At 49.6% G+C, this 12,376-nt stretch carries 12 protein-coding genes and 1 riboswitch; of the genes, 10 read left to right on the top strand and 2 right to left on the bottom strand.

All coding sequences use genetic code 11. The features are described 5' to 3' along the window. The first annotated feature begins 240 nt into the window (after positions 1-240). From RSC70_RS01350 to RSC70_RS01340, 3 genes are all read left to right on the top strand, one after another. Positions 241-1,092, top strand: coding sequence for an aldo/keto reductase (locus tag RSC70_RS01350; RefSeq protein WP_063587340.1), 852 nt, complete (start codon positions 241-243; stop codon positions 1,090-1,092). Between the two features lie 65 nt (positions 1,093-1,157). Next, a complete protein-coding gene (locus RSC70_RS01345) occupies positions 1,158-2,147 on the top strand; it encodes an aldo/keto reductase (RefSeq protein ID WP_332541430.1) in 990 nt (329 codons plus the stop codon). Positions 2,148-2,309: 162 nt separating this feature from the next. Continuing rightward, positions 2,310-2,744 carry a hypothetical protein gene (locus RSC70_RS01340; RefSeq protein WP_063587342.1) on the top strand — a complete coding sequence of 145 codons (435 nt, stop codon included), beginning with the start codon at positions 2,310-2,312 and terminating at the stop codon, positions 2,742-2,744. A 103-nt stretch (positions 2,745-2,847) separates the two neighbouring features. On the opposite strand, the gene RSC70_RS01335 is transcribed toward RSC70_RS01340, so the two are convergent. Together RSC70_RS01335 and RSC70_RS01330 are read right to left on the bottom strand one after the other, a co-directional pair. Continuing rightward, positions 2,848-3,861, bottom strand: a complete 1,014-nt coding sequence (locus tag RSC70_RS01335; RefSeq protein WP_025801717.1) for a magnesium transporter — start codon at positions 3,859-3,861, stop codon at positions 2,848-2,850. A 57-nt stretch (positions 3,862-3,918) separates the two neighbouring features. Further along, positions 3,919-4,103, bottom strand: a riboswitch (M-box (ykoK) riboswitch). Positions 4,104-4,303: 200 nt separating this feature from the next. Next, on the bottom strand, positions 4,304-4,876 hold the full coding sequence (locus tag RSC70_RS01330) for a TetR/AcrR family transcriptional regulator (RefSeq protein ID WP_130934325.1): 573 nt from the start codon (positions 4,874-4,876) through the stop codon (positions 4,304-4,306). 119 nt (positions 4,877-4,995) lie between these two features. Between RSC70_RS01330 and RSC70_RS01325 the strand changes: the two genes are divergently transcribed. The 7 genes from RSC70_RS01325 (at position 4,996) to RSC70_RS01295 (ending at position 12,372) form a co-directional block, all read left to right on the top strand. Next, positions 4,996-6,462 carry an MFS transporter gene (locus tag RSC70_RS01325; protein ID WP_130998640.1) on the top strand — a complete coding sequence of 489 codons (1,467 nt, stop codon included), beginning with the start codon at positions 4,996-4,998 and terminating at the stop codon, positions 6,460-6,462. 22 nt (positions 6,463-6,484) lie between these two features. Then, positions 6,485-7,006 (top strand): DedA family protein, encoded by a 522-nt coding sequence (locus RSC70_RS01320; protein WP_332541429.1) that lies wholly within the window; start codon positions 6,485-6,487, stop codon positions 7,004-7,006. 89 nt (positions 7,007-7,095) lie between these two features. Further along, positions 7,096-7,443 (top strand): nitrous oxide-stimulated promoter family protein, encoded by a 348-nt coding sequence (locus RSC70_RS01315; protein ID WP_040046954.1) that lies wholly within the window; start codon positions 7,096-7,098, stop codon positions 7,441-7,443. A gap of 301 nt (positions 7,444-7,744) precedes the next feature. Then, the gene (locus RSC70_RS01310) at positions 7,745-9,898 is read left to right on the top strand and encodes a TonB-dependent receptor plug domain-containing protein (protein WP_332541427.1); all 2,154 of its coding nucleotides are present in this window, start codon (positions 7,745-7,747) and stop codon (positions 9,896-9,898) included. 2 nt (positions 9,899-9,900) lie between these two features. Beyond that, entirely contained in the window at positions 9,901-10,737 is an 837-nt protein-coding gene (locus RSC70_RS01305) for a heme/hemin ABC transporter substrate-binding protein (protein ID WP_130986197.1), read from the top strand. A 45-nt stretch (positions 10,738-10,782) separates the two neighbouring features. Next, the gene (gene hutX / locus RSC70_RS01300; RefSeq protein WP_234619200.1) at positions 10,783-11,280 is read left to right on the top strand and encodes a heme utilization cystosolic carrier protein HutX; all 498 of its coding nucleotides are present in this window, start codon (positions 10,783-10,785) and stop codon (positions 11,278-11,280) included. Between the two features lie 87 nt (positions 11,281-11,367). Next, positions 11,368-12,372 (top strand): FecCD family ABC transporter permease, encoded by a 1,005-nt coding sequence (locus tag RSC70_RS01295; protein ID WP_234619199.1) that lies wholly within the window; start codon positions 11,368-11,370, stop codon positions 12,370-12,372. The last annotated feature ends 4 nt before the right edge of the window (positions 12,373-12,376 follow it).

The raw sequence follows: 12,376 nt of genomic DNA, 5'->3' as shown, positions 1-12,376 counted from the left end.
TGCTCTGGATATATATCTTTGAGGAGATAAAGAAAAAGGGTTTCCTATTTCACTCTCTTGCTTGCACATATTATGAATAAAGCCCCCTAACAACAGGCTGTTATCCTTGTCCGTCTTACATCAATCACATCGCCTTCAATTAATGAATTTAACTCATAAAGGTTAGTGCATTTAGGTATCTAATCGAATAAACCCGTTTGCGTTATGCTTTCTCCATCGCAACAAACGGAGGACTGCATCATGCAAACGGTCACACTTAACAACGGTATTGAAATGCCTTTACTCGGCTTTGGCGTTTTTCAGATGACGGACGCAGCCGAATGCGAACGTGCGGTGATTGACGCTATCGAAACGGGTTATCGTCTCATCGATACCGCGGCCTCTTATCAAAACGAAACTCAGGTGGGGAATGCCCTGCGGCAGAGCGGGATTGCTCGCGATGAGCTTTTCGTAACCACCAAACTTTGGCTACAAGATACCAATTATGAAGGTGCAAAAGCGCAGTTCGAGCGTTCACTCAATCGCCTGCAACTTGATTATGTTGACCTTTATTTAATTCATCAGCCATATGGCGACGTGCACGGTGCGTGGCGGGCGATGGAGGAGTTGCAGCAGGCGGGGAAAATTCGTGCCATTGGCGTAAGCAATTTTCACCCCGATAGACTTGCCGACCTGATGGCGTTTAACCGCGTTGTACCAGCGGTGAATCAGGTGGAGGTTAACCCCTTTAATCAGCAGCTTCACGCCGTGCCATGGATGAACAGCCGCCATATTCAGCCTGAGGCTTGGGCACCTTTTGCGGAAGGGAAAAATGGTCTGTTTCAACATCCGGCGCTGACGGCTATCGCCAACCAGTATGGCAAAACCGTCGGACAGGTGGTGCTGCGTTGGCTATATCAGCGAGGCATCGTTTCGTTGGCGAAATCCGTTCGCAAAGCGCGGATGGAAGAAAATATAAACATTCTGGATTTTGCACTTTCAGATGCGGACATGACGCAGATTGCCGCGCTAGACACCGCGACCAGCGCCTTTTTCTCTCATCGCGATCCGGCGATGGTGGAATGGCTCACCCAGCGCAAACTTGACGTGTAACCCTCTTAATATGTCAGCAACACTTACCTCAATAAAATAATGACCTCAATAACAAGGCTTTTAAAATGCAAAAACGAATTCTTGGTAAGTCTGGGCTAGAAGTATCCGCAATGGGTCTGGGCTGTATGGGGTTGAGCTTCGGCTATGGCCCTGCTACCGACACTAAACAAGCAATAGAACTGATCCGCGCAGCCGTTGAACAGGGTGTGACCTTTTTCGACACCGCAGAAGTCTATGGCCCTTATTTAAATGAATCACTGCTTGGCGAAGCGCTTGAGCCGTTCCGCGATCGCGTGGTTATTGCCACTAAATTTGGTTTTACCTTCGGTAATGATAATAAGCAGCAGATTTTAAACAGTCGCCCTGAGCATATTCGTGCCGCCGTTGAAGGTTCGCTGAGCCGATTGAAAACAGACGTCATCGATCTGCTATATCAGCATCGCGTTGATCCCGAGGTTCCTATCGAAGATGTTGCTGGAACCGTGAAAGATTTGATTGCTGAAGGCAAAGTGAAGCACTTTGGATTATCTGAAGCCGGTGTTCAAACCATTCGTCGCGCACACGCCGTTCAGCCCGTTACGGCGCTGCAAAGTGAATACTCAATGTGGTGGCGTGAACCTGAGCAAGAAATCATGCCGTTGTTGGAAGAGCTAGGCATTGGTTTTGTTCCCTTTAGCCCTCTGGGCAAAGGTTTCTTGACTGGCGCTATCAACGCACAAACCACCTTTGGGGCAGATGATTTTAGAAGCAAAGTGCCGCGTTTTGCCTCCGAAGCTATAGAGGCCAACGAAAAACTCGTGTCTCTGCTTGCTGCGTTAGCCGCAGAAAAAAACGTCACTCCGGCACAAATTGCACTAGCGTGGCTGTTAGCGCAGAAACTATGGATTGTGCCAATTCCTGGCACCACCAAACTTCATCGTTTAACAGAAAACTTGGGCGCAGCCGAACTGGTGCTGAACGCAGACGATTTGCGTAAAATCGCCAACGCCCTCGAAACCGTGAAAATCGTGGGCAATCGCTACCCTGCTTCATTGATGGCGCGCGTCGGACGATAAGGGATTAATGGCAGGCGGCCATTGAGCTGTCTGCCTTCATTCAATATTCCAATCATTCACGCCGTTTGATTATGTTGGGTAAAACCTGAGGCCTGAACATTTAAAGTTTGCCACATAATGTGTCGCTCTTAGTTCAGTACCCACTTGATAATAAGCCCTGACATGAAAAAATTATCCGCTCTCGCCTTAGGCTCAGTATTATCACTGACGGGATGTGCCGCCATCGTTGGTGATGAAGCTCAAACGGTTTATGTAGACAGCTCACCGTCTCAGGCTCTGTTCGTTATTTCTGATAATCACGGGCGAATTGCCGCCACCGGAACCACGCCCACAACGGTGACGCTGCCGAAATCTGATGGCACTTATTTGGGGTGGCTGAACTATCAGATAACGTTTTCCAGAGCTGACTTCCAGCCTGTTGTCATGCCGCTCAAAACGCGTCCTAATGCTTGGTATATATTCGGTAATTTGACCACATTAGGCGCAGGCTGGCTGATCGATCCTTTTTGGGGCGGCATGTATAACCTGCATCCCGACTCGGTTCATATCAATATGCTGCCGTGCCCGGTCGGCCGATTCGGTTCATTCTGTTCCTAATCTCGCCTGCATAACCTAATGACTATCCCTTCCCATACGGGAAGGGATACTTATATCTATCACTATATTCAGAGCTTCGCCTAATGATAAGACGGCGTCGCCTTTAATTGATTCCCAAGGTGTACTGCGCAATTTTGAAATAAATAATCAAGCCGGTTCCATCGATAAACGTGGCAATAAACGGTGCAGACACTACCGCTGGGTCAATGCCCACGCGTTTCAATACCATCGGAATCACGGAAGAAACCACGGCGCTCCACAGCGTAATACAAACCAGCGTTAAACTGACAATCAGCGTAATTTCAGGGCCGATGCCCATCATCCATGCACGAACACACCCCGCAAGCCCTAAGGTCGCCGCGATCATCAACGACGTCGTCATCTCTTTACGGATAATTTTGCCCAGATCGCGTAACCGCACCTCACCTAGCGCCATCGAACGCACCAAGGTTGATGTTATCTGTGTACCACTGTTTCCGCCCGTGCCAATAAGCAACGGAATAAAGAAAGCCAGCGCAATGGCAGATTCCAGCGCCTCTTCAAAATGTTGGATCACGCTGCTGGTGTAAGCTTCGGCAACAAACAGCAGTAACAACCACACCGAACGCTTCTTCCACAGCGTTATTGGGCTGGTTTCTAGATACGGTTTTTCCAATGGCAAACTGGCACCCTGACGCTGCGCATCCTCAGTCACTTCATCTTCTAATAAATGCGCAATTTCTCTTTCGGTAAGGCATCCTACTAATTTACCGCCCGCAACGACGGGAACAATATCGACATCCTCCTTGGAAATACGGGAAATAACTTCGGTTCTTTCATCTGCGGGGCTTACATGGAAAAAGTGATGTTCCATTAAATTTCGAATATCTTGGGTATCATTTGTTTCCTGAAGCAATTTCTTAACGGGTAATACCCCGCATAATTGCTCACCGGCAACCACGAAAACTTGTGCCGGTATATCGTTGCTTTTAAGTTGAGAGAGGAAGACCTTACGTGCTTCTTGCACGCTAAGAATATGAGATAGCATGATAAAGTCAGTACTCATATATTGAGCAATGGCATCATCTTCAAACTCATCATTATGATTATGGATCGCATTTTTTACATGGTAAGACATAGTTTGATTCCCTATAGAATTAAAACCTCATAGGGGCGAACAAGACTAAGATAGGAAAATAGATCCCTACGTCTTGGGTTTAGCACTATACAACGTATTCAGCAACATGTTGAATTTACTGAAAGTTACCTTGGCAACACCTTGATTCGATGGATGCCTGTATTTCCCTGTGTGGTCTCTCTCGATACCATCAGGGCGGTAACTTATGTTTGTATAGGAGCCTCGCCATAACGAGATCGTCATAAAACACGGAAATCCTACACTGCAAAAATAAACCCGTTTTCATAATCCGATTTTGGTTTATTGAATATTTAGAAAAATGCATTCAAGTTAAACGAAATCTATTTAACTTAAACAAACCTTCGCTAGTGATTACTTCTTTTTAGTTATTCACCTATCATTTTTTGAGCATCTATCACGATCTAATAACGTCCACATCACGTTATTTATTGGTCTCTTTATCTGTATTTTTATCTGCGGGTAAAATAATCGTTTCAATGTCTTGGAATATAGACTCCCACTCGGTTTGATCAATATCCATTAAACCAAAATAACGCAGCATAAATGCGCCCTCGGTCGCTAAAAACGCGATTCTGGCCTGCTTTCCTTGCTCTGAATCGAGGTCTAAATTTGCAATGCGTTCACGGTACCAGCTGCGCGTATTTTCCAGATGCTCTTTGGTCTGTAGCAGATTGACCAGTAACCCCGCAGCTTTGGCGCTGGAAGCCTGATCGTATTTATGCGTGGCAACTACATGTGCCGCAACGCGATGAGTCGGTGAGTCATCCTGCGTAGCCACGAGATCAAACACCCGATCGTAGGCATTTCCCCAGCGTTCGAACATGGCATCAATCAGCGCGTCTTTGTTGCCAAAACAGTATTGTACGCCGCCTTTTGAGATCCCCATCGCACGCGCCACAGAGTCGATAGTCAATGCCGCAGCGCCATGGTTCGCAATGATCTCTTCCGCTGCATCCAGCACTTTTTCTCTATCGATACTGCGTTGACGTCCCATTTAGGCACCCTCGTTTTAAATACGTACGTATGGATTGAAACTATACATTATCATTCATAAACTTTGTTAGCTGAATGATTGTCGCCACTAGCGGCGCCACAAATTTTAGAGACAAGATGATGAACGTACACTATCGCTGGCTAACACTCACACTCGTATCCAGTGCGCTGTTTTTAATCGTTGTTGATATGACGGTACTGTACACCGCGCTACCTAAACTAACGCTGTCACTGAACGCAAATGCTTCCGAAAAACTGTGGATTATTAATGCCTATCCGCTGGTTGTAGCTGGGCTATTGCCTGCCACGGGCATGCTAAGCGATCGCATCGGTCACAAAAAATTATTTATCTATGGCCTTCCGGTTTTTGCCGCTGCCTCACTGTGCGCCGCATTCTCCCCGAGTGCTTCGACGCTCATCGCCTCACGCGTATTTTTGGCCGTGGGCGCAGCTATGATGATGCCGCCTACGCTTTCGATTATTCGCCATACGTTTACCGATCCTAAAGAGCGCGCTTTGGCCATTGGCATTTGGTCTGCTGTCGCCTCCGGCGGCGCGGCTATCGGCCCCGTCATTGGCGGTGCCTTGCTGGAATATTTCTGGTGGGGCTCCGTTTTCCTGATTAACGTACCGGTGGTTTTGCTGGTATTTCCACTGGCGAGCCGACGAATCCCAAAATGCGGCAGTACCAGTAATCGCCCTTGCGACTATCTCGGCTCCGTTCAGATCATGGTAGGACTGGTAGCATCGATCTACGCGTTGAAAGAACTCAGTAAACCGGATGCGTCATGGACGATAATGTTGCTATCCGCCCTGATTGGCATCGTATTTTTAGTTCTATTTTACAAACGCCAGCGCAGATCTGAGTCACCTATGATTGATTTTTCGCTGTTTAGCAACCGCATGTTTTTCAGCGGCGTTTGTATTGCGTTGGTCGCCATGCTGGCGATGGTCGGCGTTGAATTGGTACTCAGTCAACGCCTCCAGTTGGTGGTTGGGTTGTCACCGCTACAGGCGGCGTTATACATCCTGCCGATCCCACTCGCCTCAGCGCTGGCGGGGCCTTTTTCTGGCCTTTTGCTACCCAAATATGGCGAGCAGAAGATCGTACTGGGCAGCCTGCTGATAACCGGACTCGGTATCCTTGGTTTAGCCCTGCGCTATCAGGAAAGCATTATTGAAATCTTCGGCTATTTGATTGCGATTGGATACGGTATCGGCGGTGCATTTACCGCGTCTTCGACCGCGATTATGTTCAACGCGCCAAATGAAAAATCGGGTATGGCCGCCTCCATTGAAGACGTGGCGTATGAATTGGGCAGCGTCCTTGGGATTACTCTATTGGGGGGAATGATGACGGCCATCTATAGCAACAGCCTGATACTTCCCGCTGAGTTTGAGGAGAATATCGAAGCTTACGACAGTATCGACGAAACGTTGAAGCTGGCGGGAAACATGGATATTGAGCAGGCGCAGACCCTGACTCACCTTGCCCACATGGCATTTGATCAGGCGTTTGTTTCCGTTTTGATTTCCGCCTCCCTGTTACTGTTGTTGAGCGCCGTTACGCTAAAACGCACTCAATAATGCCGCTGCTTTGGAGATTATCATGGCGTGGTTAGAAACCTTTTTGTCACAGATTGTCGATCGCCCAGTGCTTATTTTTGCCCTGTTATTTGCTATCGCGCTCGGTAAATCAACCGTGATGATCTCCTCAATCCTGCCACCGGCATCATTGATGTTGCTGGCGGTGATCGCCATCAGCCAGCCGTCGCTTTCCATCACGCTGGTTTGGCTCGCGATCACGCTGGGAGCCACCTTAGGCTCGGTGCTGACGTTTCATTTTGGTCAACTGATTAACCAGAGAATGCTTTTCCCACGTTTTTTCTCTCGTCATAACAGCAAATTGCAGCGCATCAGCGAAAAGCTACAGCATAAAGGCGGTCTGCTGGTTTTGTTCACGTCGCGTTTTGTCGCCGTATTGCGCTATATGGTGCCTATGGCCTCCGGAATGATGACCTTTAGCCGCACGCGCGTTTACTGCGTCACCGCATTTTCAGCTGCCGTGTGGGCGTGCCTATTTATCGGTATCGTTTCTGGCGCGCTCTATTTCGCCGCTCCCATCATTTAGCCATCAGCGTTAAGAGGTATAGAATCCGTCTCATCAATACATGTATTATAGATGAATATTATGTTGCGATGATGCAGGGAGACTTAGCGATGGCAGATAGCCGAATTCAAAGAGAAAAGCTGACGATCAGAAAAATGATCTCGCTTTATCAGCACCGCTGCCCCGATGCTCAGCATGACGACGAGCACTACGACAACCTGTATGCCTATGCGGTCAAACGCCTCGACCGCTGTGTGTTCGGTGCAGAAAAACCGGCCTGCAAGCAATGCCCTGTGCACTGCTATCAACCTGCCAAGCGCGAAGAAATGAAGCAGATTATGCGTTGGTCAGGCCCGAGAATGCTGTGGCGGCACCCTATTCTTACCGTGCGTCACCTGATTGACGACAAACGCCCTGTACCCGAATTGCCGGAAAAATATCGTCCTAAAAAACCTTAAACGATGAAACGCGTGGGCGCTCAACCCGCGCTGTTGCTGTCCTAATCACTTTCACACTGATAGGCTTGGAAAACATAAACATCGTATTAAATCTATATAGAAAGTACTTACTGTATTTTTACTCTTTTTAAATACCAAAATTCAGAACTAAAAACTCTCTCCACGAAAATATCACCCCCCTCTCTTTTTTGACCTAAATCAATTATGCATTTGATTTACACCTTTATTTGTAGACGTCAGATGCAAGTTTAACTATAAAGCCAAATGATAATCATTATTGTTCGCTTTAAGGTTAAAGACTATGTTCAGTACAAGGAATACGTGCTTTTTACTTTCAGCTTTATCTCTGTTTGTTTCACAGCAGGTTAGCGCAGCATCGGCTCCCCAGCAGTCCGGTGGCAGCGTTGACGAAGATCCTATTTATGTCACCACCACCAGCCGTAGCGAAACAACCCTATGGGACAGCCCTGCAACGATTCAAGTTATCGACAGCGAGCAGCTTGAGCGTTCCACCCGTTTATCGTTAGCCGATGAACTGCAAGATATTCCCGGCGTTGAAATCACCGATAACGGTTTAGCTGGCCGCAAGCAGGTGCGCATCCGCGGTGAAGGCTCTTCACGCGTGCTGTTGCTAATCGATGGTCAGGAAGTCACCTACCAACGCGCAGGACAGGATTTTGGCCCCGGTATTTTAATTGATGAATCTTCGCTCGAGCGCATTGAAGTGGTCAAAGGCCCCTACTCGGTGCTTTATGGCTCTCAGGCCATCGGTGGCGTGATCAACTTCATCACGCGCAAAGGCGGCGATAAGCCGGTCAGCGGTTCGGTCAAAGCGGTTTCTGATACCGCCACCAACGGCTGGCGTGAGTCTGCCAGCGCATGGGGCAGCATCGGTAATTTAGATTACCGGCTGAACGGCAGCTATGCCGATCACGGCGATAGAGACACCCCTGATGGCCGTTTACCGCATACCGGCTTCAACAATAATAGCCAAGGCCTGTGGCTCGGCTACACGCTGGATAAGCATAAGTTTGGCCTTTCGCTAGACCGCTATAAGCTCTCCACCCAGACCTATTATGACGATCCGGCTTATCAGGAATTCAGCGTCAAAATACCAAAGCTGGAACGCGAAAAGATTGGGTTGTTTTATGACTACGCGGTAGACGGCGAATATTTAAAGAATATTCACCTCGACGCTTACAGCCAAAAGCTTGAACGTAAATTCGAGAATAAGGTTACGGTTGTCACGCCTACCGGCAGCCCGATGATCGGCGATCTGCGCGTGGCTAACCAAACGCAGTCTGAAGATACACAGAATACGCGCGGGCTCACCCTGCAATCTAACTTCGAGCTACCCGCGAATAACAATCTGGTGATCGGCGCTCAATATCAAGAAGACCGCGTCAAACAAACCTCCAACGGCAGCACGCAGTCCAGTAGCTCACACGGCTTCCCTGCCGCCGTGAATTACACCAAAGATACGCTGGCACACAACCGTTCGGAGCAAACCAACTGGTCAGCCTTTGGACAAAATGAGTGGCAGTTTGCTGATAACTGGAAATGGACGCTCGGCGCACGCCAATATTGGTTGAAATCTCAGCTATTGAACGGTGACGAAACGGTTTCTCACTCTTCTCAAGGCACGACCACCACCACGCTCGGCTCACAGTCCGTCAGCGATAGCGCGTTTGTAACCGCCACCAGCCTGCGCTATTCCGGTATCGCCAATACCGAACTTCGTTTGGCCTTCGCGCAGGGCTATGTATTCCCAACCCTAACGCAGCAATTTATGCAGACATCCGCAGGTGGCGGCGTGACCTATGGCAATCCGGATCTAGACGCCGAGCACTCCAATAACTTCGAGTTTGGGGCGCGCTATAACGGCAACATGTGGTACATCGACGGCGCGATTTACTACTCCGAAGCCAAAGACTATATCGCCTCAATTGCCTGCTCAGGGCAGAAAATCTGTAACGGCAACAGCAACTCTTCGCGTACCGATTATTACTACTACGATAACGTCGACCGCGCCAAAACCTACGGAATGGAACTCTCCGCCGAATATAACGGCTGGATGATTTCACCGTATGCCAGCGGCAACATCATGCGCCGTCAGTTCATCAGCCCAACCATGAAAACATGGGATACCGGCGATCCCAGCGTCACCGGACGTTTGGGGGTAAAAAACACGATGTTGTTTAATGCGATGAACTTGACCTCCGACCTTTATATTCGCGCGGCCTCCAAAGCCACGGACAGCACCGGTAGCGAAAAGGAAAATCACGCCGGTTGGGCAACCCTAAACCTGGCGTTTAACAGCGAATTTGGCGCTGACGATCAATATCAGGTCAACGTTGAGCTCAACAACCTCACTAACAAACGCTATCAAACCGCGCATGAGTCTATTCCTGCTGCGGGCATTAATGCAGCCGTTGGTTTTGCTTGGAAATTCTGATGATGAAAAAATTGATTATCGGCGCACTGGCGCTGCTGCTCACCAGCGGCGCGATGGCTCAAGAGCGCTTAGTGGTCGCTGGCGGCTCGTTGGTGGAGCTGCTCTACGCGCTTGGCGCGGGTGACACTCTGGTTGGCGTAGATGAAACCACGGCCTATCCACCTGAAACTAAAGCGCTGCCGCACATTGGTTATTGGAAACAGCTGAGCGCCGAAGGTATTTTGTCGCTGGCTCCGACCACCTTTATTACTTGGCAAGACGCCGAACCCAAGCTGGTGCTAAACCAACTCGCACAACAAAAAGTGAAGGTGCTGACGCTGCCGCGCACGCCCGCCACCGTGGAACGGATGTACAGCAACATCCATACCTTAGCTGCCAGTGTGAACAAAACAGCGCAGGGCGATGAGTTAGTCGCCAACCTCCAGCAACGGCTAGCCGCTGCCGACAAAAAAAACCAGCAAATCGCTAAACCCGTACGCGTGATGTTCTTGCTATCACCGGGCGGCGGCGTGCCGCAAATTGCCGGAACCGAAAGCGTAGCGGGCACTATTTTGTCGTTGGCCGGTGGGCAAAATATCGCAAGCCACGCGGAATATAAAACCTACAGCGGCGAAGCAATTATCGCGGCTAATCCCGACGTTATCGTTGTCACCACCCAAAGCTTGGCTGCCGCCGACGGTAAAAAGCAGCTGGGCAACGTAGCCGGTGTCACCCGCACCGCCGCATGGAAAAATCAACGCATCGTTGAAATCGATCAGTCGCTCATTCTGGGGATGGGGCCACGCATCGTTGATGCGGTTGAATTCCTCCAGCAGCAACTTTATCCAAACCCTGCTTAATTTTTTCACTGATACGACAAGTACTTATAACAAGGAGCAACAACAATGACGCATTCTGAACTGCATGCATTCATGCAAACCCGCCCTGATGGCACGCTGGAGGCCATCGCTGAAAAATTCAACACCACGCTGCTTGACGTGATCCAGCATTTGCCGGAGCACACCTTAGTTTCTGGCGATAAATTCGATGCGGTGTGGGATAGCGTCGTGGAATGGGGTAGCGTAACCACCTTGGCGCACACCGCCGATGTTATTTTGGAGTTCACCGGAGAGTTACCTACCGGTTTCCACCGCCATGGTTACTTTAACCTGCGCGGCAAAAAAGGGCTTACTGGGCATATTAAAGCCGAAAACTGTCACCACATTGCGTTGATTGAACGTCAGTTTATGGGCTTGGACACCGCCTCTATTCTTTTCTTGAACCAGCAAGGCAGCGCCATGTTTAAAATTTTCTTGGGCCGCGACGAACATCGCAAACTGCTCGCTTCACAGGTCGAAGCCTTCCGCGCCTTGGCGTTACGCCTTAAAGCAGACACAATCTAAACATGGTTGCCGTCAATCATAACGGAATAGCTCAATATCACTGCGTCGCCTTGGCGCAGTGACTTTTCGATGCGATGGAGATCCTGAGTGATGATTAGCTCACTCTCATCTCCCCAGATGTTCTGGGGACTGACTTTTATCCTGCTGGCCTTGGTGCTGTGTGCCGCAAATCTCGGCGCGATCAGCATGCCGTTTTCAGTGCTGTGGAACCGTGAGCTACAGGACTATTATCTCGATATTTGGCTCAACGTGCGTATGCCACGCGTTTTGCTGGCCGTGTTGGTGGGTGCCGCGCTGGCAACATCGGGCGTGATCATGCAGGGTTTATTTCGTAACCCGATGGCCGATCCGGGTTTGTTAGGCGTTAGCAGCGGCTCGGCATTGATGGTCGGTATGGCTATCGTTTTTCCAGTCTCCCTGCCTGCACTGTTTTTAATGTACGAACACATGCTGTTTGCCGTGTTGGGCAGCCTGCTTATCTGCACATTCATCTTTTTCCTCAGCGGTCGCTCCAGCCACGGTGGCATGCTGCATCTGCTACTGGCCGGTATCGCGATTAACGCGCTGTGCGGCGCAGCGATTGGGATACTAAGCTATGTCGGTGACGATCAGCAGCTTCGCCAGTTAACGCTGTGGATGATGGGCAGTTTGGGACAGGCGCAATGGCCCACGCTTCTGATATCCGCCTCGCTGGCACTTCCGGCGATTTTTTTCACCTGGCGCAATGCGGGAACGTTAAACCTGCTACAGCTGGGTGATGAAGAGGCGCACTATCTTGGCGTCAATGTAAAACGTAAACGCCAAATGCTGTTGGTGCTGAGTTCATTATTGGTGGGCGCATCCGTCGCCATCAGCGGTGTGATTGGTTTTGTCGGATTAGTGGTGCCGCATCTGGTACGCATGACAATCGGCTCAGACCATCGCTGGTTAATCCCCTGCTCTGCGCTATGCGGTGCCTGTTTGTTGTTGCTGGCAGACACCTTGGCTCGAACCGTGGTTCAGCCCGCAGAAATGCCGGTGGGATTACTCACCAGCCTGCTGGGTGGCCCTTATTTTTTATGGCTGATATTTAGATGCCGCCGTGGGCTTTAAATAA

The sequence above is a fragment of the Hafnia sp. genome, assembly GCF_036648275.1.
GTDB lineage: Bacteria > Pseudomonadota > Gammaproteobacteria > Enterobacterales > Enterobacteriaceae > Hafnia > Hafnia alvei.
The sequence above is the reverse complement of the archived record's forward strand: the minus strand, read 5'-3'. Positions and strand labels throughout refer to the sequence as shown.